This is a genomic window from Pseudoalteromonas sp. MMG005 (assembly GCF_018101015.1).
Lineage (GTDB): Bacteria > Pseudomonadota > Gammaproteobacteria > Enterobacterales > Alteromonadaceae > Pseudoalteromonas > Pseudoalteromonas aurantia.
On sequence record NZ_JAGJEK010000002.1, the window covers coordinates 79,263 to 105,945 of the forward strand.

At 38.1% G+C, this 26,683-nt stretch carries 23 protein-coding genes; 20 read left to right on the plus strand and 3 right to left on the minus strand.

Going from position 1 to position 26,683, the window contains the following annotated elements; genetic code table 11:
* Positions 1-541: 541 nt before the first annotated feature.
* The 3 genes from J8M01_RS02380 to J8M01_RS02390 are packed head-to-tail and all read right to left on the minus strand — an operon-like array spanning position 542 to position 3,606.
* On the minus strand, positions 542-1,213 hold the full coding sequence (locus tag J8M01_RS02380; RefSeq protein WP_211056869.1) for a sulfotransferase family protein: 672 nt from the start codon (positions 1,211-1,213) through the stop codon (positions 542-544).
* Positions 1,194-2,462 carry an oligosaccharide flippase family protein gene (locus J8M01_RS02385; RefSeq protein WP_211056870.1) on the minus strand — a complete coding sequence of 423 codons (1,269 nt, stop codon included), beginning with the start codon at positions 2,460-2,462 and terminating at the stop codon, positions 1,194-1,196. The genes J8M01_RS02380 and J8M01_RS02385 overlap by 20 nt, the downstream gene beginning before the upstream one ends.
* Entirely contained in the window at positions 2,452-3,606 is a 1,155-nt protein-coding gene (locus J8M01_RS02390; RefSeq protein WP_211056871.1) for a glycosyltransferase, read from the minus strand. The genes J8M01_RS02385 and J8M01_RS02390 overlap by 11 nt, the downstream gene beginning before the upstream one ends.
* A gap of 148 nt (positions 3,607-3,754) precedes the next feature.
* Between J8M01_RS02390 and J8M01_RS02395 the strand changes: the two genes are divergently transcribed.
* From J8M01_RS02395 to wecB, 20 genes are all read left to right on the plus strand, one after another.
* Positions 3,755-4,324, plus strand: a complete 570-nt coding sequence (locus tag J8M01_RS02395) for a sulfotransferase family 2 domain-containing protein (RefSeq protein ID WP_211056872.1) — start codon at positions 3,755-3,757, stop codon at positions 4,322-4,324.
* Positions 4,324-5,544, plus strand: a complete 1,221-nt coding sequence (locus J8M01_RS02400) for a glycosyltransferase family 4 protein (RefSeq protein ID WP_211056873.1) — start codon at positions 4,324-4,326, stop codon at positions 5,542-5,544. The genes J8M01_RS02395 and J8M01_RS02400 overlap by 1 nt, the downstream gene beginning before the upstream one ends.
* Before the next feature lie 238 nt (positions 5,545-5,782).
* Positions 5,783-6,526 carry a WecB/TagA/CpsF family glycosyltransferase gene (locus J8M01_RS02405; RefSeq protein ID WP_211047906.1) on the plus strand — a complete coding sequence of 248 codons (744 nt, stop codon included), beginning with the start codon at positions 5,783-5,785 and terminating at the stop codon, positions 6,524-6,526.
* A gap of 47 nt (positions 6,527-6,573) precedes the next feature.
* Complete coding sequence (locus J8M01_RS02410) at positions 6,574-7,875, plus strand: oligosaccharide flippase family protein (RefSeq protein WP_211056874.1); 1,302 nt, start codon at positions 6,574-6,576, stop codon at positions 7,873-7,875.
* 2 nt (positions 7,876-7,877) lie between these two features.
* Positions 7,878-8,429, plus strand: a complete 552-nt coding sequence (locus J8M01_RS02415) for an acyltransferase (RefSeq protein ID WP_247670955.1) — start codon at positions 7,878-7,880, stop codon at positions 8,427-8,429.
* A 71-nt stretch (positions 8,430-8,500) separates the two neighbouring features.
* The gene (locus J8M01_RS24300) at positions 8,501-9,562 is read left to right on the plus strand and encodes a glycosyltransferase (RefSeq protein ID WP_211047904.1); all 1,062 of its coding nucleotides are present in this window, start codon (positions 8,501-8,503) and stop codon (positions 9,560-9,562) included.
* 11 nt (positions 9,563-9,573) lie between these two features.
* Positions 9,574-10,587, plus strand: a complete 1,014-nt coding sequence (locus J8M01_RS02425) for a glycosyltransferase family 2 protein (RefSeq protein WP_211047903.1) — start codon at positions 9,574-9,576, stop codon at positions 10,585-10,587.
* A gap of 156 nt (positions 10,588-10,743) precedes the next feature.
* Positions 10,744-12,024 carry a Vi polysaccharide biosynthesis UDP-N-acetylglucosamine C-6 dehydrogenase TviB gene (gene tviB, locus J8M01_RS02430; RefSeq protein ID WP_211056875.1) on the plus strand — a complete coding sequence of 427 codons (1,281 nt, stop codon included), beginning with the start codon at positions 10,744-10,746 and terminating at the stop codon, positions 12,022-12,024.
* A gap of 19 nt (positions 12,025-12,043) precedes the next feature.
* Positions 12,044-12,988: a Gfo/Idh/MocA family oxidoreductase gene (locus tag J8M01_RS02435; RefSeq protein ID WP_211056876.1), complete on the plus strand. Its 945-nt coding sequence runs from the start codon at positions 12,044-12,046 to the stop codon at positions 12,986-12,988.
* Positions 12,989-12,990: 2 nt separating this feature from the next.
* Positions 12,991-13,572 (plus strand): acyltransferase, encoded by a 582-nt coding sequence (locus J8M01_RS02440; RefSeq protein WP_211057015.1) that lies wholly within the window; start codon positions 12,991-12,993, stop codon positions 13,570-13,572.
* Positions 13,573-13,583: 11 nt separating this feature from the next.
* Entirely contained in the window at positions 13,584-14,663 is a 1,080-nt protein-coding gene (locus J8M01_RS02445) for a DegT/DnrJ/EryC1/StrS family aminotransferase (RefSeq protein WP_211056877.1), read from the plus strand.
* A 42-nt stretch (positions 14,664-14,705) separates the two neighbouring features.
* Positions 14,706-15,653: a glycosyltransferase family 2 protein gene (locus tag J8M01_RS02450; protein WP_211056878.1), complete on the plus strand. Its 948-nt coding sequence runs from the start codon at positions 14,706-14,708 to the stop codon at positions 15,651-15,653.
* 14 nt (positions 15,654-15,667) lie between these two features.
* Complete coding sequence (locus J8M01_RS02455) at positions 15,668-16,819, plus strand: hypothetical protein (RefSeq protein WP_211056879.1); 1,152 nt, start codon at positions 15,668-15,670, stop codon at positions 16,817-16,819.
* A 39-nt stretch (positions 16,820-16,858) separates the two neighbouring features.
* A complete protein-coding gene (locus tag J8M01_RS02460) occupies positions 16,859-18,028 on the plus strand; it encodes a nucleotide sugar dehydrogenase (RefSeq protein WP_211056880.1) in 1,170 nt (389 codons plus the stop codon).
* Positions 18,029-18,070: 42 nt separating this feature from the next.
* Positions 18,071-19,492: a mannose-1-phosphate guanylyltransferase/mannose-6-phosphate isomerase gene (locus J8M01_RS02465; RefSeq protein ID WP_211056881.1), complete on the plus strand. Its 1,422-nt coding sequence runs from the start codon at positions 18,071-18,073 to the stop codon at positions 19,490-19,492.
* Between the two features lie 30 nt (positions 19,493-19,522).
* A complete protein-coding gene (locus tag J8M01_RS02470) occupies positions 19,523-21,019 on the plus strand; it encodes a phosphomannomutase (protein ID WP_211056882.1) in 1,497 nt (498 codons plus the stop codon).
* A gap of 450 nt (positions 21,020-21,469) precedes the next feature.
* Complete coding sequence (locus tag J8M01_RS02475; RefSeq protein WP_211056883.1) at positions 21,470-22,594, plus strand: polysaccharide export protein; 1,125 nt, start codon at positions 21,470-21,472, stop codon at positions 22,592-22,594.
* Positions 22,595-22,603: 9 nt separating this feature from the next.
* Positions 22,604-23,038 (plus strand): low molecular weight protein-tyrosine-phosphatase, encoded by a 435-nt coding sequence (locus tag J8M01_RS02480; protein ID WP_211056884.1) that lies wholly within the window; start codon positions 22,604-22,606, stop codon positions 23,036-23,038.
* A gap of 15 nt (positions 23,039-23,053) precedes the next feature.
* Positions 23,054-25,303, plus strand: coding sequence for a polysaccharide biosynthesis tyrosine autokinase (locus J8M01_RS02485; RefSeq protein ID WP_211056885.1), 2,250 nt, complete (start codon positions 23,054-23,056; stop codon positions 25,301-25,303).
* A gap of 198 nt (positions 25,304-25,501) precedes the next feature.
* Positions 25,502-26,617 (plus strand): UDP-N-acetylglucosamine 2-epimerase (non-hydrolyzing), encoded by a 1,116-nt coding sequence (gene wecB, locus J8M01_RS02490; RefSeq protein ID WP_348772706.1) that lies wholly within the window; start codon positions 25,502-25,504, stop codon positions 26,615-26,617.
* Positions 26,618-26,683: the final 66 nt, after the last annotated feature.

Sequence of the window (26,683 nt, forward strand, 5' to 3'; positions counted from 1 at the left end):
ACAATCAAACCCACAGCCAGCCACAAGTTAACGATCTATTTTCACGGTGCTTAAAATGGTGGGCATTACTTCAGAAGGAATTGCGAGGTAGACTGCACAAAGCGGTAGGAGTAATTTATTACAAGGGGAGTGAATACGCTCTAGTCGCGTTTTAATCCTTAAGCGAGTGTTCACTAATAGATTAGAACACGCGGAAATAGCATTAAGAGATGCTTTTATTTTTGACATTAAGATACCCGTATTTTTAATAAGAAAAATTATGCTTGTATCAGCCGTTTAACCTCAGGTTTGGATAGGGGTTTTGGAATAGAAAATGTTTTGCAAACAAGCTTACGTACAATCCAATGATGATATTTGTTCAATATCACGGCGCTTTTATGCAGTAATAGCGGGCTATTACAAATGAAAGCAACGCCGAGAGTGAGAAAAATAGCTTAATTGGACAAATTCGCTTATTTAGAGCTGAGGTTGCTTACTTTATTTAAATTACTTTTTTGTTGCGAACGTATTGCTCAGTAGGTCCTTATAGGGTTCTGTTTGATCAATCATCAAAGTGATAGTTAAATTCTTTGATATCTTTTTCATAAAATTGTTCTACAAAATGGCGTGTCTCACGGGTGTAATAAGTTTGAAAAGGTTTTGCTGTATCTCGGTTAAATAGCTTGCTAATTAGGCTGCGGTTTTTGGTTTTATTCCGATACGGAAGAGCAATGGATTTACCGAATACTTTTTTTGATACTATATTAAAGTCGTGTTGAATATTTTCGAATTTCCCAATGAAATCAACTTGGCAGGTGCCACCGCCGTAAATAAAGTCAACCTGTGGCATAAGGTGTCGATGAATACCATTGTGCTGTTTATAATCATCATGTCGGCACTTAGGAAGAAAGTTGAGCGCAAACTGATCAAAGCTCATTTCAGGCTGTTTGTAATTATATTCAGAAACTAGCCGACTCCAAGGGTTACGAACGAATGAAAACTTAAAGTATGTATCGTAATCACGTTGAGTTATGTAGTTTAAGTTCAAGTATTCATCGCTAGTAAGGTGCGCCAAACGGGGCGGGCCTTTTTCTGGGTCGGAATTCTTTTTTAAGAGTAAACACTCTCTATCTTCCCAGTTTAGCTGTAATTCTGACAGAAAAGCGCTTTCAATGCTTTGCCCTGCGACTTTGGGGATATGGATAAAAAGACATTTATGTTGATGTGAAATCATGTTTAATATTTAAAACTCTTGTTTTTACGTATAAATAACTGAAGGTGTTTTGCAGGGTCATTGCTAAAGCTGTGGTAATTGCAGCCCCCAGTGGCCCATATTGAGTTACAAGCACAGCCCCTATAATAACAGTTAATAGGCCGGAAAGTATCGAAATGTTACGATGAATACGTTCATTTCCACTCATTGCTAAGAGTGTAATTGCGGGCCCTGTTATTAAATTAACCGATTGGCCGATAAGAATAATACAGAGCCATTCATAGCCTTCTCTAAAGTGTTCACCAAACAAGGCAAGAATATGTGAGCCAATACCATAACACAGTATATTCATTATTATTGCGATAATAATGAGTACACGCTGTGATTGTTCAAAGTGCTTTTGTAGCAAGGTATGCTGGTTGTTGTTATAAAAAGCTGCAAATTTTGGGGCTAGCACACTATTGAGTGCAAAGAGAAAAATACTTGGAAGAGAGGCTAATTTAATGACAATAATAAAAACCCCAAGTTGTTGCAAATTTGCATGCAGGCTTAGTAACAGACTGCCACTTTGTTGGATCACTAAAAAGACAATCGCAGCAACCCAAAATGATAATGTACTATGGGTAAACTCAGTGTATTTACTTACTGGCAATTGCTTATATTGGCTCGGTAGCTTTCTAGCTATAAAGCACAAACTTAAAAAAGCACTCATGCCTAACGAGATAGTGAGTATGGTAAACGTTTCGTGTATTGAACTCACTTTAAATAGTAATAAATATAAGGTAGCGATAGTGAGGCTTACGAAACCGTTGAAGCTTGCGAATAAAGATGCATGTTTTAGCCCTTTTAGAATACCAGCATTAATGGTAGTGACCGATGTTGCAAAGCAGCACAGTAGGAGGAAGTGACTATAAAGATCAAGAAACACAAGGTTATTAGTTAAGTGTGGAAATAGGCCAATCCCATATACGAGCATTTGTATTAGAAATAAAATGCCGAATAAGGTAATGGTGTAACACACAAGCACAAAGTATCTAATATTATAGACATTGCAATTGATCGCACAAAGCTTAACGAAAGCTTGATCTATGCCGAACTTGGATAGTGTGACGATAGCTAAGAGAGTGAGTTGATAAAGCGCCACGATACCAAAGTCAGAGCTTGTGAGCTGTTGAGTAAGTAACCAGTTGAAAACAAAGCCTAGCAAAGCGGTGAAAATCTTAATTAATAAAGGTGCACTCGCATTTTTTATCAGTGATTTATAAGACAATTTTTTTATACTCTTTGATAAGCTGTTCAGCAATGGCTTTTTTACCAAACTTTTGAGTGATGAACATGTGTTTTTGATCTGCAGACATAGCATTGTTATTAGGATCGCTAAGCAGCAACATCATCGTTCTCGCTAAGGCTTGTGAGGAGTTTGATTTACAGATAAGCTCCCCGCAATGCTCCAAACTTTCTTCAGGGCCTTGACAAGCGCTAGAGATAACTCGCAAGCCGCAAGAAATAGCTTCATGAACAGCGACAGAAAAAGTTTCGTATTTTGACCAGTTAATATAGCAATGTGACTCTTGTAGTAAGTTTGCTACGCGGGTTCTTGCAACTGAACCAAAAAATTGCACGTGATTAAGGGCCAGTGAGTGTGCTAGATTTTCAAGGGCTGGTTTATCAGGGCCATCACCTACAATAAATAATGCCGTTTCGGGGTGATCTTTTTGTACATCTGCGAAAGCATACAAAATCTTATTGATTTCTTTAATTGGTCGCAATTGAGCTACCGTAATGAATGTATACCTTGATTGAGAGAGTGGTACAGGTCTAAATAAGTGAGTGTCTATGACATTACCAATGACATGTGGTGCTTGGCTGAGAGCAAGCTTGTTATGCATTAAGAGTGACAGTGACTTGGAGACAGCAAGTACCTGCTGTGCATGAATACTCGCTGCTTTTATTGCTTTAAGTTCCTTAGGCTTTATATTATCCAATAACAAAGCTGACGCATGCTCAGTAACTACATATTTAACATTAAACTGTTGTGCTATTTCGTATGCAGCTAACCCAGCTGCTCCGCCAGGCCCATACATAAAACTGTGCGCATGAATTAAATCTGGTTTACCGTGTTCAGCGACATATTGAGCATAGAGCTTTTTATAATTCCTAATATGTAGACGTAAATTGGTGTCATAACAAAAGGGAATACATAAGTATTTTTTTCTTTTAAGTGTTAAGCAACTGTCTTTTTTATTATCGGTCTCAAAATACCTTGAGAAGCGTTTTATTGAAACAGGCTCAGAATATATAATGCCAATTTGACACCCTTGCTCTTGCAGTGCAATGGCTTGCTCTTTGAAAAACGAACCGAGGGTTTTGTTCTGCGGTGTTTCATACCATGATGGAATAACGAGGATATGCATTTATAGTAAATTAATGGAAGGCCGTTACATGTAATCTGTTATCATACCACCAACCTTTAGAATACGCTTTATAAATTTCATGTTGAAAAAATACCTTTCCCGCATAAAGTTCCATTTACCATTCGCGCACTACCCGTACAAAAAATTCATGATTAAAAATAAATGCTTATTTGTTCATATACCGAAAAATGCGGGAAGCAGCGTACTCAAGTTTTTTGATGATAAGGGCTATCGGTGGCATGCTAAATGGTTTGATTTTTTCGAGTCAAACCCTGTATTCTTTGAATCTTTTCATAAATTTGCAATTGTACGAGAACCATTACAACGGGTTTTTTCAGCGTACAACTATATTATAAATGGCGGTAATCATTCCCCATCAGACTTAGAGCTAAAGGCTTATATTGAAAATGGTTCCGAGAATTTTGAGCAGTTTGTGGAAAATGTTCTAGATCATGATTTTTTATTATTTCAGACATTGTTTCAGCCTCAGGTCTTTTATATTTATGATCGCCATTATAAATGTAGAGTTGATACTATTTTGCACTATGAGAATTTAGATAGTGAATGGTTGGCTTTTTCGAAATCTCAAAATTGGCATGCTCAACTGCCATGGGAAAATAAGGGGCACATAACTAAAGTAGCTGACATCTCGGCTAGTGCACAAGCCAAGATCAAAGCTTTGTATCAAAAAGATTATGAACTTTTAGGGTACCAATAATGTCAGGAAAACGGGTCGGCTCAATCATATTGTTAAGTAATGCATATTATCCAAATATAGGGGGGATAGAGAACTCACTCTACCACTTAGCTAAGTCTTATCAAAAAGATGGTTATCATGTTGACATTCTTGTTGGTGATATAAATTTAGTTAATGATAGGAGCCTTCCCTCATTTGAAGTTCTTGATGGTATTAATGTACATAGATTTGGGGTAAGGCAGTGGTGGTGCAGGTTCCCTATTTTGCGAAGTTTTGCACGTTACATTGATATGAGAAAGAAGCTTAAAACCTTGATTCATTGTGATACGTTAGGAATAGTTAGTCGTTATCATGATACTACTGTGATAGCCAAAATTGTTTGTAAACTACCGGTAGTCTATTTAGTACCTGGTGTTGTACAAGAACAAGATAAGCCAATCAATACATCGATTGAACTGGGATATTTTTCGTATATAAAAAAGGTTGGCCGTTTATATGTACATAGTATGGTTCAACAACTTGCGTTTCGCATGGCTAATCAATTAGTTGTATTTAGTGAGAATATGAAAAAGCAGGTTGAACATAGTTTAAAGTGGTCCCCCCCCAAAATAACAATTACCAAACCAGGGGTTGACTGTCGGCGTTTTCAGCCTTTAGAGGTTATACAAAAGCACAATTTAAAATCAGAACTGGGCCTACCTTTAACGGGGACGTTGTTGCTAGGTGTCGGCCGATTAGTTAAAGCGAAAGGGTTTAATCTGTTAATTGAAGCTTTGTTACATTCTGATAGCTGTTACGCAATTATTATAGGGGACGGCCCGGAAAAAAACGCACTGACAGAGTTGGCTAAAGAGCTTCATGTGGAAGCTAGAGTGATGTTTATCGGAGCTACTAGTGAGCCGAGCATTTATTATCAAGCAGCTGATATATTTATGATGACCTCTACGTATGAGCCATTAGGGCAAATTGTATTAGAAGCATTAGCATCCGGTTTACCTATTGTTGCATTTTCAAATAAAGCAGCGCCACAAACTGCAACATCAGAATTAATAACGAATAGAGAGTGTTTGTTTGTTGATATGATCTGTGCAGCTGAGCTTGGCAATGCAATTGGTCGATTGGTAAGCAACCCAGTCTTAATTGACCAGTTAAGCGTAGCAGGGCGCAACCTGGCATTAGATATGTATGATTGGAGGAGTTTGGCCATGACACTCAAAGTCCAATTGCAAAGTCATCAATAACCAGTAAGATTGTTTGTTTTGTGAACTCGTGGTGTTTTTTGTGTTAACTTAAAGTGGAGAGGAGGCTATATTTGGTAGAGCATTCAAAAATAATAATTTTCAGTGGTTTCTGTTGCTACTAACAGGTAAAATGCTGACCGCTTATTTTTGAGCTTAGATTTGTTTTGACTAAACTGGTTTAGTTCAATTTTGTTGCTGTTCCTAGTTTAATATAGTTATGTATTTAAAAGGCTCATAGATGCATGTGATTTTACAAAAAGTAAAAAACTCTCCCGATATTTTCGAACAATTTAGTAAATTAAGATGTCAAACTGAGTGTCATAATACAGAGGTTATTACTTTTGTTAACCCGTTTTCGTATTTACAACTGAGGGAAGAATTACAAACAGTTGAACAGGTTGATGCAATTTATAGTGACGCAATTTCCTCAGCGAAGCTCTTTTCACGCTTTTTCAATAAAGAAGTCCCACGACTAAGCTTTGATCTAGGATCATTTGCGCGGCACTTTCTTGAAGAAGCTAATAAGCATGGCTTCCCTCTATATATTATCGGGGCTAAACCTGAGGAAATAGAGAAAACAGTCCATATTTTCCAAGAAAATTACCCTGGGATCAATATTGTTGGTTACAGAGATGGCTATTTTTCGAATGATAATGAGGTGGTTGATAGCATTTTAAGGTCAGGTGCCGAGTTTGTTATTTGTGGTTTAGGGAGCCCTAGACAAGATCAATTTTCCGTTTTATTAAAAGAAAAAGCGAAAGGTCAAATTAAGCAAATTTATACGTGTGGCGGGTTTTTACATCAAAGTAGTGAAAAGGTTCAGTATTACCCAACCTTTATTAATAAATATAACTTAAGGTGGTTATATCGAATTTTTGATAATGGATACGTATTGAAGCGTTTACTTAAAGATTACCCGATTTTTTTCTTCTTGATTTTCAAGGATTTAAAGGTTTTCAAAGAACATGAGTTCAGACGGTGATTGCAATAACTAGCGCCTGGCTGGCTCGTCTACGTAGTAATAGGTATGTGTACTCAATTGTGATGCTGGTTAGTGGTACGGGGTTAGGGCATTTACTAACCTTTTTATCATTGCCAATTTTAACAAGGCATTTCTCGCCTAATGATTTTGAGGTACTAGGTGTTTTTGTTGCAATTGTCGCTTTGCTGAGTAGTGCTGCGTGCTGCCGTTTTGAAATAGCGATTCCTTTGCCAAAAAGAGATAAAAATGCGTTAACTTTATTTCTCCTATCTTTAATATGTACGACAATTATCTCTTTATTAAGTTTGATATTGATTCTAATTTTTGAGAGTAAAATCCTTGAAGCGTCCTCTGTACCTGTGTTTATTTTATACCTTGTTCCTATCGGCGTGTTTTGTGCAGCGACATTTAATGCCTTACAATTTTGGGCAACTCGAGAAAAAGCATTTGATTTAGTCGCGAAAACGCGTGTATCTCAAGCAGTTGCGGGCAATGGAACTCAATTATTAGCCGCTTTTTTAAGTATCCCTTCCGGATTGGTTTTTGGGCAGCTGCTTAATTATGTATCAGGTATTTTCTCTACCTCTAAGTATTTATTAACTCACCATGGGCAGGTGTTAAAAACTATTAAGAAGAAACACCTGTACTTTATTGCTCGACGCTATCGTCAATACCCACAATTGTCTACATTTGAAGTTTTGGCAAATAATGGTGGCATCCAATTACCGATCGTTTTGATTGCATACTTTGTGGTTGGGCCTGAAGCAGGGTATTTGTTCTTGGCTTTAAAAATACTTCAAGTTCCTATGGCGTTGATAGGAGGCTCAATAGCACAAGTTTTTTACGCAGAAGTAGCTAAAGCCTCCAAAGATCAAGTTGCAATGATTACTGAAAAGAACCTTTTGTCATTACTGAAGCTAGGTGTAGGGCCTCTCATTTTCATAGGATGTACAGCCGAGGTTTTTTCTGGTTACATTTTTGGAGATGGTTGGCGTAGGACGGGAGAGATAATGATGATACTCACCCCTTGGTTTGCATTACAATTTCTTGCCTCACCAATCTCAATGATCATGCATGTAAACAATGCTCAGAAACAAATGTTGTGCCTAACCCTATTTGGGTTTGCTATCCGAATTGGAAGCCTCATTTTTGCGTACTTTGTATTTTCTGATCACTATACTGAATTTTTAGGCTTAGCGTGTGCGGTTTTTTATCTTATATGCTTAATTACATTTAGCTATAAATCAAACGTGAGCTATTACCGATTACTAGGTCAAGCGGCTATACCAATAGGTATCGTATTTTTGTGGGCCGTTTTGGCTGTGGCTGTTCGAGGAGTGTTTTTGTAAAAATGAAAATGTTGATAGCGAAATATATACTTTTGCCATTCCTTAAGTTGTTTTTTGATAAAAAATATCTAAAAGGTCGTTGGTTTGACAATAATATACAAGGGTATCGTTTTGCCTTTAGAGCTTTGGTTGCTAGAAATATTTTAAGGTTAAGTCACCCTTTACGGTGCCCTGTGAGTTTGCATTGCAACATATCAAATATGGAGAATATTACCTTCGACCCAGAGGACATAAATAATTTTAACTCGTCAGGCACCTACTTTCAAAATTTCAATGGGCACATTACTTTGGGGAAAGGTACTTATATCGCTCCTAATGTTGGTATAATCACCTCAAATCATGATCTAAAAGATTTATCGGTTCATTTACCGGGTGAAAATGTTGTTTTGGGTGAAAGTTGTTGGGTTGGAATGAATAGCGTTATTTTACCTGGAGTCACACTCGGTGCAAATACTGTAGTTGCGGCCGGAAGTGTCGTGACAAAGAGTTTTCCTGATGGTGGGGTTATTATAGGTGGTTCCCCTGCAAAAGTTATTAAACAGTTACCGCACTAAATACGACTCTCAGAAATGAAAGTGTATATTTTAACCATTTTAATTGATTTGTTATTGGAGATTGTTGTTTCGTGAAAGTGGCTTACTTACTTATTTTGAAAGGTGCAAAGTATCGAAGTGTATTTGATAAAGTGATTGCGCAAGTTGATAAGTGGAACGTGATAGGTGCAGATACTCGACTTTTTTTAGTGACGGATCAGCAGTATGATTTTCATCGCTCAGTAACTACGATTATTGAAGGCAGCAAGTTACAAGAAATAACAAAGCTTAACAAAGCAATAGATGAGTTTTCACCAGATATTGTTTATCATCGATTATGGGTTTTATCGCCTTTTCTAATCGGGCTGCTAAATAAATACAAGCTTGTTTCAGAAATAAATACAGACATAGATGAAGAGTTACTGATAGATAAATATAGCTCTAAGAAAGGCTTTATAACATACCTCTATAATGCAATAACTCGCCGTTATTATTACAAACGTATACATGGTTCTGTGGCTGTAACAAAAGAATTAGTCAATTATCGAGGTTTAGAAAATTGTCTTGTTCTACCTAATTCAATCGATGTTGAGTCTTTTGCATATCGAAAAAGAGAAATGGAACGGCAAATACCGAGCATATTATTTATTGGGACTCCAGGACTTAACTGGCATGGGGTTGATTTATTGGTTAAGTTTGCTAAATATGCAAAAAACCGAATACATTTTCATGTTGTTGGTTTTAATGATACGAGTACCACTGAGTCTTTATCAAATATTACATTTCATGGTTATCTCCCCATGGAAAAGTACTCAGAAATTGCTCGTCAATGCTCTATTGGCTTAGGCACTCTGGCTTTACATCGTAAAAATATGATGGAGGCGTGCCCTTTAAAGGTGAGAGAGTATTTATCAGCTGGATTACCAAGTGTATTACCCTACAAAGACACTGCATTTTTGGATGAACGGCCAGATTGGATATTAAATGTTAGTAGCAGTGAAGATGGGTTGAGTAAAGAAGCAATGGAAAAAGTGATTGAATTTGCTCAAGAGTATAAAGATTATATTATTCCCAAAGAAGACGTTCTAAAATATATTGATAGTAATGCTTTAGAGCAAAAACGAGTCGACTTTTTTAGCTGTATAGCAAAGTGAAAGATATCAAAATGAGTGAATTCAGAGACAGACTAGTTTCCATATTAATACCGGCTTATAATTGCGAGAATACAATTGAAGAGGCATTTAATTCAGCCTATAACCAAACATATCAAAACCTTGAAATTATTGTTCTTGATGATGCGAGTTCGGATGGAACAAATGAAAAACTGATGCAGCTAGCAAAGAATAAAAGCAATGTGTGTATCTATAAAAATGAAAAGAACTTAGGATATCTGAGAACGTTTAATAAGTTGTTTTCATATGCAAAAGGCGATTATATCACTTTTCTTGATTCGGATGATTGGATATCACTAGATAAAATAGAAAAGCAAGTTGAATTTTTAGATAATCAGCATGAATATGGCTTCTGTGGTACGGGTTTTAATCGTACAAATAGTAGAGGAAAAGTGTATCAGAGTGTCGTGCTGCCCCAAGATGACGCAGAAATTAAAGAGCAACTTCGCACGCAAAGTGAAGTGTGTTTTTGTGGTTCATCAGTAATGGTTAGGCGCGAGGTGATTGAAAGTACAGGTGTATATCGTGAGTATTTTAGCGGCTGTCCAGCAGAAGATTATGATTGGATAAGGCGGATGTCGAACAAATACAAAAGTTACAATTTACCAGAGCCATTATATAATTACCGCTTTGCTGTTGGGTCTTTAACAAGAAATGTATCTTATGACGTAAAAGCTCAATCTGCATCTGAAATTGCGTGGTTTTTTGATAAACAACGAGAAAAATATGATGGTGATGATGCATTAAGTCGTTATGAGTTGTTACCTGAATTAGAGCTATTCTTATCAGGGAAGCAGCGGGAACTTGATAGTAACCCCACTAAGCTATTGTTTAGAAAAGTGGTAAATGAAGCTGTTGGTGGGGAATATAAACCCATTTGGTCAACGTGCCAAGAAATATCAAAAATTAGCGTAGTAAAAGCGTTCGCAGCTTTAGTCGTTGCTTGTGGAATATTGATTATTCCAAATGACTTTTTACTGATTGTAAAGTCGAAGTTCAAGCGGTAGCCATTTGATGAATGTTGTTTGAAAAAACAGGTAATAGCACGTTTGGTTTAGAGTAATTACGGCCTTTAGGCTGCAACAATGACATCACTGCGAGAATGAATAGTATAGACATTAATGTGAATGTCAGTGCTCAGTATTAATGAAAGAGAGTAATGAATGTTTAACCCTTTGAAGAACATTAAAATTGGTGTGATAGGTTTAGGATACGTCGGTTTGCCGTTGGCTGTTGAGTTTGGTCAGAAGATTGATGTTATAGGCTTTGATATCAATACGGGGCGTGTTGATGAGTTACGCTCTGGAATTGACGCAACACTAGAAGTGACTACGGAGCAGCTTGCACAGGCAGACAAGTTGAAGTTTACAAGTGATAGTGCTGAATTAGCAGACTGTAATGTATATATCGTAACTGTTCCAACTCCTATCGATGATAATCATGTGCCAGATTTGACACCTTTGCGAAAGGCATCACAGTTACTAGGCAAGTATGTTGCGAAAAATGACATTGTGATTTATGAATCTACGGTATACCCAGGTGCAACGGAAGAAGTATGTATTCCGATCATTGAAAAAGTATCGGGTCTTAAGTTTAATCAAGACTTTTATGCTGGCTATTCACCTGAGCGTATTAATCCGGGTGACAAGGTAAACACACTAACGAAGATTGTAAAAATAACCTCGGGTTCGACTCCTGAAGTGGCGCAATTTGTTGATGACTTATATGGCTCAATTGTGGAAGTGGGTACACATAAAGCGTCATCAATTCGTGTTGCAGAAGCGGCAAAAGTGATTGAAAACACTCAACGAGATTTAAATATTGCAGTTATTAATGAGTTTGCCAAAATCTTCAATCGCTTAGATATTGATACTGAAGAAGTACTTAACGCAGCTGGCACTAAATGGAACTTTTTAAAGTTTAAGCCGGGCTTAGTGGGCGGTCACTGTATTAGTGTTGACCCATATTATTTAACCTATAAAGCTGAAGAGGTGGGCTACCGCCCTGAAGTGATATTAGCAGGCCGACGTATCAACGACGGCATGGGGGAATATGTAGCCACCCAGTTGGTTAAAAAGCTATCAAGCAAAAAAATACACATTGATGAAGCAAAAGTGTTGGTTTTAGGTTTTACCTTTAAAGGTGATTGCCCTGATGTTCGAAATACAAAAATTATTGATATTGTCAAAGAGCTTGCTGATTTTAATATGTCGGTTGATGTGTACGATAGCTGGGCAAGCCCAGAAGAAGTTAAACATGAATATGGCATAGAGTTAATAAACACCATAGAACAAGGTCAATATGATGGTATTGTGTTGGCTGTTGATCATCATGAATTTAAAGAATGGGGGGTTGATAAAATCCGCTCTTATGGAAAAGCACAGCACATTTTATATGATGTAAAGCATGTATTAGACCCAAACCAAGCTGACATTAGACTATAAAACTGAATTGGATTAAAAAATGAAAAACTTTGCACTGATCGGCGCAGCAGGATATATTGCACCACGTCATATGAAAGCCATTAAAGAAACGGGTAACTTGCTTTCTGTAGGGTACGATATAAATGACTCAGTAGGGATCATTGACAGCATTTCACCACAAAGCGAGTTCTTTACCCAATTTGAACGTTTTTATGATCATGCCTATAAACTTAAGCGCAATGAACACACCAAGCTTGATTACGTCTCAGTGTGTTCACCGAACTATTTGCACCACTCACACATCACTGCTGGGTTGCGTTTAGGGTGTGATGTTATTTGCGAAAAACCGCTGGTGCCTACTATTGCTGAGTTAGAAGACCTAATACTCGTTGAGCAAGAAACGGGTAAAAAAGTATTTAACATTCTGCAGTTACGCCACCACCAAGCCATATTAGACTTAAAATCGAAAGTTGAGTCTGCTAATTCAGATGACAAACATGAAGTTGAGCTAACTTATATTACCTCGCGTGGTAATTGGTATATGGAAAGCTGGAAGGGCGACCCACGTAAGTCGTTTGGCGTTGCTACCAACATTGGTGTACATTTTTTTGATATGTTGCACTTCATTTTTGGCAAGCTACAGCGCAATGATCTGCACTTTATGAACAATGATAAAGCGGCGGGTTATTTAGAATATGAAAATGCCCGTGTTAAGTGGTTTTTATCAATAGATGCTAATGACTTGCCTGAAAGTGTGCAAGGCAAGCAGCCAACATATCGCTCCATTACGTGTGATGGGGAAGCGCTTGAGTTTTCAAAAGGCTTTACCGACTTACATACCATTAGTTATCAAGAGATCCTCGCTGGCAGAGGGTATGGGTTAGAAGATGCACGTCATTGTATTGAAACCGTTAATGCAATACGTAATGGTAAAACCCATATTGAAAACGAGAATGAAGTCCACCGTTTTGTAAAAGGCGCTTAATGATGAGCTACCAAAAGCATGACAGTGCCATTATAGATGATGGCGCGGTGATTGGTGAAAATACCCGAGTTTGGCACTTTGCGCATGTTTGCGGTGGCGCTCAAATTGGCGAAGGTTGCTCGTTAGGCCAAAATGTGTTTGTGGGCAATAAAGTGACGGTAGGCGATAACGTTAAGATACAAAATAATGTCTCGGTTTACGATAACGTGCACCTTGAAAGTGATGTGTTTTGCGGACCAAGTATGGTGTTCACCAACGTTTATAATCCGCGCTCTTTTATTGAAAGAAAAACAGAGTACAAAGACACCTTAGTAAAAAAAGGGGCGACGCTTGGAGCCAACTGTACCATTGTATGTGGTGTAACCATTGGTGAATATGCTTTAGTGGGCGCTGGGGCGGTGATCAACAAAGATGTGAAAGCGTTTGCATTGATGGTTGGGGTGCCTGCAAGGCAAATAGGGTGGATCAGTAAATATGGCGAGCAGTTAGATATACCACTCACTGGTAATGCGACTACTTTATGCCCAAATACCAATGAACAATACCATCTTAATAATGATGTTTTAACATTAGAAAAAGCTTAAATGGAAAAAATATGCAATTTATTGACTTAGCAGCTCAGTATCAACACTTAAAAACAAAAATAGACAAGCGAATTCAAACTGTGTTGGAGCATGGTCAGTATATTATGGGGCCTGAAGTAAAAGAGCTTGAACAAAAGCTGGCAGACTTTGTTGGTGTGAAACACGCTATAACTTGTGCAAATGGTACAGATGCTTTAACGCTATCTTTAATGGCGTTAAATATTCAAGAAGGAGACGCTGTTTTTTGTCCAACTTTTACATTCTTTGCAACAGCCGAAGCGATTGCATATGAAAAGGCGACACCTATTTTTGTTGATTCAAACCCGGATACATTTAATATTTGTTCTAATGATTTAGAGCAACGAATTTTGGCTGTCCTTGATGAGGGAAAGTTAAAACCAAAAGCTATCATAGCCGTTGATTTATTTGGTTTGCCTGCTGACTATGAAAAACTTGAAGCATTATCCAAGAAGTATAATTTACATTTAATTGAGGATGCCGCTCAGGGATTTGGCGGATCGATTACGGACACCCGAGGTAATACTCGTAAAGCAGGTGCATTTGGAGACATAGCGACAACGAGTTTCTTCCCCGCAAAACCTTTGGGGTGCTATGGAGATGGGGGGGCTATTTTTACGGATAATGATGAATATGCAGAGCTTATTCGTTCATATCGAGTTCACGGTAAAGGAAAAGATAAATATGACAATGTTCGCATTGGCATGAATAGTCGGCTTGATACAATTCAAGCGGCTATATTACTTGAGAAATTGGCTGAATTCCCCGTTGAACTGGATAGCCGAAATCATGCAGCAAAGCAGTATACAGACACTTTGCAAGAACAATATAAAGTTCCCGTTGTGCCTAATGGCTATACTAGCTCGTGGGCGCAATATACTTTGCAATGTGATGATCGTGACAAAGCGATCGCAGAATACAAAGAAAAAGGCGTTCCGACAGTTATTTATTATGGAACTTGTATGCATGAACAAACTGCATTTGCGAGTTTAGGTTATAAATTAGGTGATTTTCCCATCGCAGAAAAGTTAGCTCGAAGTGTATTTAGTTTACCGATGCATGGCTATTTATAATGAGTAAATCTTGTTTCATAAGATGGGTCAGTAAAGTATAAAATGGATATTTCTGTTGTTATCCCCTTATTTAATAAAGCCGCTTTTATAGAAAGAGCAATTCACTCCGTACTAAATCAAACAGTATCAGTTAAAGAAATAATAGTTGTTGATGATGGGTCTAGTGATGGCGGAGCTGAATTAGTTAAATCTTTAACAAGCAGTAAGGTTGTTCTTCACTCACAGAGCAATCAAGGAGTGTCGTGTGCGCGTAATGTTGGAGTATCCCTATGCACATCACAATATATTGCGTTTCTTGATGCTGATGATTACTGGTATGATTGCTTTGTAGAAGAGATCATGAGTCTGCAGCGTGAATACCCTAGTGCAAAGTTGTTTTTTACAGGCTATGAATTCGGCTTTGAAGATACGAAAGAGCTCGCGCGTAATTCTTTTATATTAAGAAATAAAGGACTTTTAGGCGACTACTTTCAAGCTTGTTGTCATGAAGATTTACCTATTACCGCCTCATCTCTGTGTTTAGATAAAGAGGCATTACTTTCCGTAGGAGGGTTTCCTGAGTCTCTTTCTTTAGGTGAAGATCAGGTTGTCTGGGGGGCTATGGCATGCTTTTGGCCCATAGCTTACTCGGCTAGAACATGTGTTGTTTATGACTTGTCAGCTTCTAATACAACTGTGAAACAGCCGGAATTAATCGTCCCTTCTCCACATATATATGCATTTGATAAGTTGCTTGAACAAGGTTTTGTACCGCATGAAATGAAACGTAGTTTGTCATATTTAAAGCACTTAACAGTAATGAGCTGTGTAAAAAGTAATCTTATGCAGGGCCATAAAATTCAGGCATTTAAACTACTTTATAAGCATCCAATGTTATGGTGGGATAAGTATCGGATGTTTGCATACTTATTATTATTGCTTCCAAAGTCTATAAACGTTTTGATACTTAAATCAACGATTACTCGTAAATTTAGACGCGATAAATATTAGGGTGTGGTCGTTATATGGTTAGGCAACAATACCTATTACTTTTTTTAGTTCTTTCTTTGCTCAGCTTTTTATCGTTTGGGAGTTACCATGTATTGCCCGTTAATATTATTTTCGAACTGCTAGTTTTATTTGCTCTTTTTTGTGTAGTAAAAAGAATGGATTTAGTTGTTTGGGGGATTTTTTCTTTATCAGCAGGTTACTTTATTGTTTCATTTCTTTTAGGCCAGATTAGAGGTGTGCATCCGTCTGATTTTCTTTTGGCATATAAAGCTTTTTTCTACTTATCAATTCTATGCTTTTTTTCATCTAAAGTGCTATTCACTAGTGATATATTGAAAAAATTTTGGTATCTAATGTTGTCTTTATTTTTTCTTAAATATGTAGTTTGGATTGCTATTGGTGCAGGTTTTAGGCCAGGCATATTTACAGAGAATAATTTTGAAGTTATGTTCTTGCTTTTTGTTGGTGTAGCGGTTTGGGGACTGAGGAACTCTCTGTCCGCCAGTGAGTGGATATTGCTTGGAGTCATCATTTTCCTGTCAGGTTCGAGGTCTGGAATAATTTGTTTTTTGGCTATGTTTGTACTGTTGACGATTAAGGAGATGAACTGGAAAGTCATTTTTCAAATATTTGTTGCAGGCCTTATAGGTATTGGTGTTATTGCTATTTTTATTAGCCGACTATCTGGAGGGAGCGCTGAAGATATTGATAGAGTGGTGTTTTTTCAAGGGTTTTTAGTTGCGATATCTGACTGGGGGTGGTGGCAATTTTTATTTGGTTCACAGGTGTTGACACCTTTACCTGATGAAGTTTGTAACCGTTTGGTGTTTTATCAAACACTCTTCAGTGCAAAGTCTCCAGATATTTGCTATTCGGTGATATTACACTCTTATATTACAAGAACTATTTTTGATCACGGTTTTTTTGGTTTTTTCTTTATATTTTTTGTGATCAACGGTTTAATGAAATTAAGTCAAGTGACGCTAAAAGCTAGGCTCACAGTAATTGTAATCTTGTTTCTGAACGGCGCATCGGTGAGCTCTGTAAATAGTGTATATGCTGTAATGGGGATAATTTTAATTATGACAGCATTGTACCCGCATAGGTATGAATATGAAAAAAAGAAATTAAATTTGCGAAGAGAAGTGAGTAATGAACATGGGTAGCTGCGTTTTATTCGGGGAGTTTATAGGGCTACAAATGTTATGGTAAAGGTGGCAGTTGTTGGTACGGGCTACGTAGGTTTATCAAATGCATTGCTCTTATCGCAAAATAATGCAGTTGTTGCTTACGATATTGATAATGTGAAAATAGATCAATTGAATAAACGAATGTCGCCTATTGCTGATCCGAAAGTTTTCGAGTTTTTAGAGAACAAATTATTGAATTTTAAGGTGACTAAAGATAAGAGGGAAGCTTATGTAGATTGTGCTTTTATAGTCATTGCGACGCCTACAGACTATGATCACAAAAAAAATAATTTTAATACGACTTCTGTAGAAGCGGTATTACATGATATTCAAAATATATCCCCTAATAGCGTCGTAATTATTAAATCGACAGTGCCAGTTGGTTATACAGTTAATATACGAACTTACTTCCCTAAATTAACTATTTATTTTTCACCAGAATTCCTAAGAGAGGGGCGGGCGTTATACGATAGTTTATACCCGTCACGTATTGTGGTTGGTGGTACAACGGAAAAAGCAAAACAGTTTGCAAGTTTATTAGAGCAAGGTGCTAAAAAGGAAAGCATTCAAATACAGTTAACGGGGTCAACAGAAGCTGAAGCAATTAAGTTATTTTCAAATACTTACTTAGCAATGCGTGTTGCGTATTTTAATGAATTAGATAGTTATGCACAAACTCACAACCTTGATAGTCGGGAAATCATAGAGGGGGTAGGGTTAGATCAAAGAATAGGCAATCATTACAACAACCCTTCATTTGGCTATGGAGGGTACTGTCTGCCTAAAGATACAAAACAGCTACTAGCAAATTATCAAAATGTGCCAAATGACTTAATCAAAGCTATAGTGAATGCAAATAAGACTCGTAAAGATTTTATTGCTAGTTCAATTTTAGCAAGAAAACCAAAAGTGGTTGGTATTTACCGATTAGTCATGAAATCGGGCTCTGATAATTTTAGATCATCTGCAATTCAAGGGATCATGAAACGCTTAAGAGCGGAGGGCGTAACGTTACTTATTTATGAGCCAACTTTTAACGGTGTGTTTTTTTTAAACTCCAAGGTTGTGAAGTGCTTAAATGAACTAAAAGCGTATAGTGATATTATAATATCAAATAGGATGGTTGATGAGCTTATTGATGTGCAAGAAAAAGTATATACTCGGGATATATTTGGTAGTGATTGAGTTCATACCCACTGTCATTAGTCTGAAATAAGTCGTTTTATTATGCATCATGATGAAAAAATTCTACCAGTTATAATGGCGGGCGGCTCTGGTAAGCGATTGTGGCCATTATCTAGGGAAAACTATCCGAAGCAGTTTTTGTCGCTCGACAATAGCCAGAATTCAATGCTGCAACAAACTATATGCAGATTAAACGGCATTGCCCATGAACCGCCGCTAATTATATGCAATGAGGAACATCGCTTTATTGCAGCAGAACAGCTGCGTCAGTTGGATAAGAAGTTAGGAGGGATTTTTTTAGAACCTGAGGGGCGTAATACAGCACCTGCGATTGCATTAGCCGCATTTCAAGCCATAGAAAATAGTAACGATCCACTCCTTCTTATACTTGCAGCCGACCATGTTATTGGCGATATTGATGCGTTTCAGCACTCAATTCACGCTGGCATTGAGCATGCAGCATTAGGAAAACTTGTGGTTTTCGGAGTTGATGCCAATACGCCTGAAACGGGGTATGGATATATTAAAAGAGGTGCTCAATGTGGTAGTGGTTACATTGTTGAGCATTTTGTTGAAAAGCCAAGTAGAGAAGTCGCAGAGCAATACTTACTGTCAGGGGAATATTGCTGGAATAGTGGCATGTTTTTGTTTCGAGCTAGCCGTTACCTTGATGCGCTTAATGAATATAGACCGGATATATTTGAAGCATGCAAAAAGGCCACTGAAGTACAAGAGCTAGATTTGGATTTTATTCGCATCAATAAAAGCGCCTTTATGGCGTGTCCTAATGAATCTATAGACTATGCTGTTATGGAGCATACACCAGATGCCGTTATGGTACCAATGAATGCGAAATGGAATGATGTAGGCGGGTTTGAAGCGCTTTGGAAAATATCCGAAAAGGACAATAGTGGCAATGTATTTGCTGGCGATGTCTATCATGTAGACTGCGAAAACTCATTTATTCATACCGATAGTAAGCTTGTTGTGGCTGCCGGTGTTAAAGATCTAATAATTGTGTCAACAAAAGACTCGATTCTTGTTACCAATAAATCTTGCGTTCAAGAGATCGGGTCGATTGTGCAAGCATTGAAAAAAAATGCAAGAGAAGAGGTTAAATACCACCGAGAAGTATACCGGCCTTGGGGTAAATACGATTTAATCGATGTAGGTGAGCGCTTTCAAGTGAAGCGAATAACTGTAAAACCAGGTGCTAAGCTGAGCAAGCAAATGCATCATCATCGTGCGGAACATTGGATTGTTGTTTCAGGAACCGCAAAGGTAACTATTGATGGAAAAGAACGGTTTTTGACCGAAAATGAGTCGGTCTATATTCCAATTACCGCAGTCCATGTTTTAGAAAACCCGGGGAAAGTAGGCTTGGAGCTAATTGAAGTCCAATCTGGAAGTTATCTAAAAGAAGATGATATTGTGCGTTTTGAAGACAAATATGGCCGTAAGTAAACTAATATATTTACTGAAGGTTTAAAATATATGTTGGTTAGTTCTGATGTTATCAAACGAAGTGAAGTTTCGTTTGGCACAAGCGGTGTAAGAGGCTTAGTTACAAGGCTATCCAAAGATGTATGTGCCGCTTTTACGGTAAACTTTATCAATGCAATGCAAGCGTCTTTTGATTTTGATGAAGTTGCGATTGCAATTGATAACCGGCCAAGTAGCGTCAAAATGGCCCAAGCTTGCGCTGCGTCATTATCACAACTGAATATTAAAGTAATATACTTTGGTGTAGTTCCCACGCCAGCATTAGCATATAGCGCTATGTGTGATCGCATTCCAGCAATAATGGTTACAGGAAGTCATATTCCTTTTGATCGTAACGGCTTGAAGTTTTATCGTCCTGATGGGGAAATCACGAAAGACGATGAAGCCAGCATATTAAATGCGAGTGTTGAATTCAAATCAGTGTTCCTCCAAGATGAATTATTTATAAGTAAAGTTGCAGAAGAGCGCTACATAGAACGATATACTTCATTGTTTGATAAAAATATTTTTAAGGGATTGCGTGTTGGTGTTTATGAGCACTCAAGTGCTGGAAGGGATTTATATGCAAAAATATTTACTCGACTAGGTGCTCACGTTATACCTCTAGGAAGAAGTGACGAATTTGTTCCAATTGATACTGAAGCTGTATCCTCAGAAGATAAACAACGAGCACTCGTATGGGTAAAAAAGTATCAACTTGATATGTTATTTTCAACGGATGGAGATGGTGATAGACCTTTAGTTGCGGATGAAAAAGGTGATTGGTTTAGAGGTGATATATTGGGGCTATTATGCGCAAAAGCTCTAGGTATTGACGTACTCGCAGTTCCTGTTAGTTGTAACAGTGCAATAGAGTTGAGCCAAGCTTTTAAACAAGTTGTTCGTACTAAAATTGGTTCACCATATGTAATAAGTGCATTTGCTTCCCATTGTTATACAAAAATAAAAGAGGGCATTAATGATAAAAGAGCTCATGAATTAACGACAGTGTATTCTATTGCTGGTTTTGAAGCCAACGGCGGGTTTTTACTCGGCTCTGATATGCTATTTAACGGCGCAAAGCTTAATGCACTGGTAACCCGTGATGCACTATTACCTGCTTTAATTGTTTTTGCTGATGTTGTGTCAAAGAAAGAGGTATTATCATCAAGTTTGAAAGATCTACCAGAGCGTTTTACTGACAGCGATCGTGTTCAGAATACTCCACCTGCTAAAAGTCAATTATTATTAGAAAAAGCAGAGCAAACACCTGAAGCATTGTTAAAACAGTTGGGGGTTAATTCGAAGGGGGGCATAGCTATTAACAATATTGATGGAGTAAAGATGACATTCGACGGGCTGTCAGTGCATCTTAGGTCTTCAGGTAATGCGCCGGAGTTACGGTGTTATGTTGAAAGTAGCTCCAGTAAACATGCTACTGTTTTGTTAAACACAATCATGAACAACATAAAAGTGGTGTTATCAAAGTTGTCTTATCGTTCCATATGAATACAATAAAGAAGCAGGGATACGCATTATTACATGAATTTCTTTGTTGTTTTACAGGAGTAATCATATCAGGAAAGCTCCATTATCATTGTGAGGGTGTATCATTAGATTTTTGTAATTAATTTACGCTTTGCTGCTTTACAAAGAGAAATTTAAAACTATAATGTGCGTTGAATATTATAGACCCTTTTGGCAGGCTATGGATTGCTGTGACTTCAGAACTATTTATGATTGTAAATAGAACAGGGACATGCCCATTTAAGCGAGGTTGCTTTAAATTCCATATTTCTTCCATATTGTATTGTTTAAATTTACTGAATAAAAAGCGGCGTATAATCTAAAGCTTTTTTAATGCTCTGTTAACAATTAAGTGCATTGCACTTGCGGTCTTACTGTGCTCGTGTTCTAATTCGATAGATAACTGTCTTTAAAAAGCTATATGGAATAAAAATGGCTAAATGTTGTATTAAACTTCTTTCATCCCTTGCTCTTATTTCACTTTCTGGTTGTAATATTATTCCTGGTAGCCACTTTGAAGGGCTGAACGGTGGGCAAGATTATAATAATGCCCAACAAGAATTAGAGCACGTCAATGTTAAAATGATTGACTCTTATCTTATACGCGCACAAAAAGAAAACTTACAGCAGAGTGCGTTAGCAACTCAAAAGTTGCCTTCTCAAGGTGTTGATGTCACTGATTATGAATACAAACTAGGCATTGGCGATGTACTGAGTGTGGGGGTGTGGGATCATCCAGAACTAACCATTCCAGCAGCAGTACAAAGAACCGCAGAGTTTGATGGCTTTAGAGTTCAAGCCGATGGTAGCCTGAACTTTGCCTATGCGCCCGGTATTAAGGCAGCCGGTCAAACTGTTAATCAAGTACGTGCAGAATTAGTTAAGCGCCTAAGTCGCGTAATAGAAGACCCACAAGTTGATGTAAAAGTAGTTGGCTTTAAAAGTCAGCGTACGTATGTGACAGGCGAAGTAAATAAACCAGGTGTATATGCCATTACAGAGACACCGTTAACACTTATCGATGCGGTAAGTCAGGCTGGTGGCTTGACAGATAACGCTGATTGGCAACAAATTAGTTTCACGCGTGGTGATGTAACCGAAAATATAGAACTAAACGCGTTTTACGCATCGGGCGACATTTCACAAAACCGCTTATTACAACATGGTGATATTATTCATATATCGCGAAATGATAAACAAAATGTATTTGTATTAGGCGATGTAAAACGTGCGGGTACAGTACAAGTTACCCGTTATGGTTTGAATTTGGCACAAGCGCTCAGTGAAACTGGTGGTTTAAATGAAACTACCGCAAATGCCAGCGGCGTGTTTGTATTACGCAAGCGTGACTTTGAGCGCGATGGCGTGCTTGCCGATGTATATCAGCTAAATGCTAAAAGTATTGCAGCGCTTGTCATGGCAGAACAGTTTGAATTACAGCCGAGCGATATAGTGTATGTAACCAGTGCACCACTTGCTCGTTGGAACCGTGTCATTAGCTTATTACTACCATCACTTTCTACCGTCGATGCATTACAAGATATCGAAAACCAGTAAGGGCCCAATATGTTTGATAGTATTTTAGTGGTCTGCGCTGGTAACATCTGCCGTAGTCCCACAGCAGAGTATATTTTAAAAGACAAGCTACAAGGTAAATTTATTCGCGTTTCATCAGCAGGCTTAACCGCGCTTGAAGGAAAAGGTGCCGATGCAACCGCGGTTGAACTAGCACAGCAGCAACATATCGATATGTCAGCCCATAAAGGTCGGCAGTTAAATTCATCACTGGTTGCTGAAAATAGTGTAATTTTAGTGATGGAACAGCGGCATTTATCTGACTTATGTAATCGTTACCCGCAAGCGCGAGGTAAAACTTTTTTATTGGGTAAATGGCTTGATGACAAAGAAATACCCGATCCATACCGTCAATCGCGAGAAGCGTTTGAGCATGTTTACGAGTTAATTGAGAGCGCTTGTGGCGCTTGGCAAAAGTATTTATAAGGAAAAGGTGCGTTTATGAATGCTCAGCCTAATTTTGTTGCAAACCAACAGGCAAAGCCTGTTCGAGAACAATCTCAGCAAGACCCACAAGAAATAGACTTAATGGCGCTGTTTGGTGCGCTACTTGATAGAAAGTTTTTTATTATTTCAGTTACCACGCTATTTATGCTGGTAGGTATTGCTTATGCACTTTTAAGCACGCCAATATATCAAGCAACGGCTATGATCCAAGTAGAAGAAAAGGGCGGTTCAGTCCCTGGTTTTGATGATATGGCAGGCATGTTTGAAAGCACCTCTGCCGCAGTGACTGAAATAGAACTCCTTAAATCACGTAGTATTATTGGTGAAGCAGTTGATGCCTTAAAACTCGATGTTGCTGTTGAATATAAACAGTTTCCGCTTATTGGCGGGAAGATATTTCGCTCGTTTTCCCCCAGCCAACCTGGCGAGCTGGCAGCACCAAGCTTTGGTGCTGAAAGTTATGCTTGGGGCGGTGAACAGCTAGATATTTTTAGATTTGACGTACCAGCCAATGCGATTGGCCAGCAATTTACGCTAGTAGCAAAAGGGCAAAATCAAATTGAGCTACTTGATGCGAATAGCAATGTAATTCTAAGTGGTGCAGTAGGTAGCGAGCTAACTACTGGCATGTTTACGTTAACAGTTAAAACGTTAGTGGCTAGGGCTAATACAGAGTTCTTTATTGCCAAAAGGGATAGGTTAAACACGGTGCTTGATTTACAAGCAGAGATTGGCGCAAGTGAAAAAGGCAAAGACTCAGGCATTATAAATTTAAGCTTACAGCATGCAGATTCAGCTTACGCTGAGCAAGTACTTGATAAAGTAGCCAGTGTTTACGTACGCAGAAACGTTGAGCGTAATAGTGCTGAAGCACAAAAGTCATTAGAATTTTTAAACGTACAATTGCCAGAAGTTAAAAAGCAACTTGAAGAAGCTGAACAGTTATTCAATGAATATCAAGTAAAACGTGAATCAGTTAATATTTCATTAGAAACTCAAGCAGTACTTGAGCAAATAGTAAAATTAGATACAAAGCTCCAAGAGCTTGACTTAAAACGTTTAGAGCTTAGTCGCAAATTTAAAAGAGAACACCCATCGTACCTAGGGGTTATTGAGCAAATTGATGTAGTTAAAGAGCAAAAACTTAAGCTGGCAGGCGAAGTACAAGTTTTGCCTGAAACGCAACAAGAGCTATTACGCCTGACGCGCGACGTAGAAGTCAATAACGAAATTTACACATTATTACTCGCCAAAACCCAAGAGCTTGACATAGTACGTGCAGGCACTGTGGGTAACGTGCGTATCATAGATTACGCAGAAGTTAACAGTTCAAAGCCAGTTAAACCTAAAAAAGCATTAATTGTGGTATTGGCAACTTTATTGGGCGGCATGTTTGCTGTTGCGATTGTACTGGTGCAAAAAGCAATGCATAAAGGTATTGAAGACCCAAGCGAAATTGAAGCGTTAGGTTTACCTGTATATGCAAGCGTACCTTATTCAGAATACCAGGTTAAACTGACTGGTTTTGCAAAAGCGCGTAAAGGTAAAACCCAAAAAGCCAAGTCAATACTCGCGGTAGATAACCCTGCGGACCTCTCGATTGAAGCACTGCGAAGCCTTAGAACGAGCCTGCATTTTGCGATGATGGAAGCTAAAAATAACATCATTGCTATTTCAGGCCCAAGCCCGGGTGTGGGTAAATCATTTATTTCAGTGAACCTAGCAACAGTGCTAGCGCAAAGTGATAAAAAGGTGCTGATCATTGATGCTGATATGCGTAAAGGTTACCTGCAAACTCAGTTTGGTATGAATTGGGATAACGGCTTGAGTGACTACTTATCAGGCAGGCTAAATTTGATTGATGTCACTAAATCCAGCCAAGTCGCTAATTTAGATGTAATTACCAGAGGCCAAATACCGCCAAACCCTTCAGAGCTTTTAATGCATAGCAACTTTAGCAAGTTAGTTGAAAAGGTAAGCAGTAAATATGATTTGGTTATTATAGATACCCCCCCGATTCTTGCTGTGACGGATCCTGCCATTGTGAGTGCTCATGCAGGTAGTACGTTACTAGTAACGCGATTTGGCCAGAACCATGTAAAAGAACTGGAAGTAACGCGTAATCGCTTTGAGCAAAATGGTATTGATATAAGAGGTGTTGTATTTAATGGTGTGCTTAAAAAAGCGAGTAATGCTTATGGATATTATGGTTACTACAATTACGAATACAAGTCTGACAAATAGTAATTCATCAGGATGTCATAGCTCTTCATTCAGGTTTATAAACGAAGAGTTATTTTCAAGCCTCATTAGTAGCTACAAGTGATTATTTAATGTAAGTCGTCATTTATGGCGAAAAATACATTTAACATGTTGTAGTAAAAGTATAGTCCTGAACTAGTTTCAAGGATAAACGAAATAATGACAAATATAGGAAAACCTGTGAAAGTTCTAACAGTATTCGGCACAAGGCCAGAAGCAATAAAAATGGCACCGCTTGTTCATACGCTTGCAGTAGACGATCGTTTCGACGCGAAAGTATGTGTAACTGCACAGCATCGAGAAATGCTTGATCAGGTGTTAGAACTTTTCAAAATCATCCCTGACTATGACTTAAATTTAATGAAAGCGGGTCAAACGTTACCTGAAGTTACAGGACGTATTTTGTTAGAACTAACGCCTGTTTTAAGAGAATTTAAACCTGATGTAGTGCTAGTGCATGGTGATACAGCAACCACATTTGCGGCAAGCTTAGCAGCATATTATGAGCAAATAGCTGTTGGCCACGTTGAAGCCGGTTTACGTACTGGCAATATATATTCACCTTGGCCTGAAGAAGCAAATCGAAAACTAACCGGCGCATTAACTAAGTATCATTTTGCTCCAACTGAAACATCTAAGAAAAACCTATTAACTGAAAACTACAGTGAAGAAAATGTTTTTATTACTGGCAATACAGTTATTGACGCTCTATTAATGGTCAAATCGCAAATAGAACAAGATAGTGATTTATCTTCGACGCTAGCAGCGCAATTTCCATTTTTAGATGAAACAAAAAAACTTATTTTGGTTACAGGTCATAGGCGTGAAAGTTTTGGCGGAGGCTTTGAACGTATTTGTGAAGCATTAGCGCGCACAGCTAAAAATCACCCAGAGACTCAAATTCTCTATCCAGTACATTTAAACCCGAACGTGCAAGAGCCAGTAAAGCGTATTCTTGCGGACGTTGATAACGTTCATTTAATTGAACCTCAGCAATACTTACCATTCGTATACCTAATGAACCAAGCTCATATTATTCTAACGGATTCTGGTGGTATTCAAGAAGAAGCGCCTAGCTTAGGTAAACCTGTATTAGTTATGCGCGATACAACGGAGCGACCTGAAGCGGTTGAAGCCGGTACAGTTAAACTCGTTGGTACAGACGTTGATTTGATAGCAGCTTCTTTAACTGAACTACTGACAAACGAAAATAGTTATGCAGAAATGAGCCGAGCTCATAACCCTTATGGTGATGGTAATGCATGCATTCGAATTTGTGATATTTTAGCTAACTAAACAAATTTATTAATAATTAAATTTTGCTTACAGCTTACAGCTTACAGCTTTAAAAAAAGGGATACC

Excerpts from the sequence above, each read along its gene's own strand:
- J8M01_RS02380 (WP_211056869.1), bottom strand. The coding sequence starts at position 1,213 with ATGATTTCACATCAACATAAATGTCTTTTTATCCATATCCCCAAAGTC.
- J8M01_RS02435 (WP_211056876.1), top strand. The coding sequence starts at position 12,044 with ATGAAAAACTTTGCACTGATCGGCGCAGCAGGATATATTGCACCACGT.
- J8M01_RS02445 (WP_211056877.1), top strand. The coding sequence starts at position 13,584 with ATGCAATTTATTGACTTAGCAGCTCAGTATCAACACTTAAAAACAAAA.
- J8M01_RS02390 (WP_211056871.1), bottom strand. The coding sequence starts at position 3,606 with ATGCATATCCTCGTTATTCCATCATGGTATGAAACACCGCAGAACAAA.
- J8M01_RS02395 (WP_211056872.1), top strand. The coding sequence starts at position 3,755 with ATGATTAAAAATAAATGCTTATTTGTTCATATACCGAAAAATGCGGGA.
- J8M01_RS02465 (WP_211056881.1), top strand. The coding sequence starts at position 18,071 with ATGCATCATGATGAAAAAATTCTACCAGTTATAATGGCGGGCGGCTCT.
- J8M01_RS02400 (WP_211056873.1), top strand. The coding sequence starts at position 4,324 with ATGTCAGGAAAACGGGTCGGCTCAATCATATTGTTAAGTAATGCATAT.
- J8M01_RS02415 (WP_247670955.1), top strand. The coding sequence starts at position 7,878 with ATGAAAATGTTGATAGCGAAATATATACTTTTGCCATTCCTTAAGTTG.
- J8M01_RS02470 (WP_211056882.1), top strand. The coding sequence starts at position 19,523 with ATGTTGGTTAGTTCTGATGTTATCAAACGAAGTGAAGTTTCGTTTGGC.
- J8M01_RS02425 (WP_211047903.1), top strand. The coding sequence starts at position 9,574 with ATGAGTGAATTCAGAGACAGACTAGTTTCCATATTAATACCGGCTTAT.
- tviB (WP_211056875.1), top strand. The coding sequence starts at position 10,744 with ATGTTTAACCCTTTGAAGAACATTAAAATTGGTGTGATAGGTTTAGGA.
- J8M01_RS02475 (WP_211056883.1), top strand. The coding sequence starts at position 21,470 with ATGGCTAAATGTTGTATTAAACTTCTTTCATCCCTTGCTCTTATTTCA.
- J8M01_RS02440 (WP_211057015.1), top strand. The coding sequence starts at position 12,991 with ATGAGCTACCAAAAGCATGACAGTGCCATTATAGATGATGGCGCGGTG.
- J8M01_RS02405 (WP_211047906.1), top strand. The coding sequence starts at position 5,783 with ATGCATGTGATTTTACAAAAAGTAAAAAACTCTCCCGATATTTTCGAA.
- J8M01_RS02485 (WP_211056885.1), top strand. The coding sequence starts at position 23,054 with ATGAATGCTCAGCCTAATTTTGTTGCAAACCAACAGGCAAAGCCTGTT.
- J8M01_RS02460 (WP_211056880.1), top strand. The coding sequence starts at position 16,859 with ATGGTAAAGGTGGCAGTTGTTGGTACGGGCTACGTAGGTTTATCAAAT.
- J8M01_RS02455 (WP_211056879.1), top strand. The coding sequence starts at position 15,668 with ATGGTTAGGCAACAATACCTATTACTTTTTTTAGTTCTTTCTTTGCTC.
- J8M01_RS02450 (WP_211056878.1), top strand. The coding sequence starts at position 14,706 with ATGGATATTTCTGTTGTTATCCCCTTATTTAATAAAGCCGCTTTTATA.
- J8M01_RS02480 (WP_211056884.1), top strand. The coding sequence starts at position 22,604 with ATGTTTGATAGTATTTTAGTGGTCTGCGCTGGTAACATCTGCCGTAGT.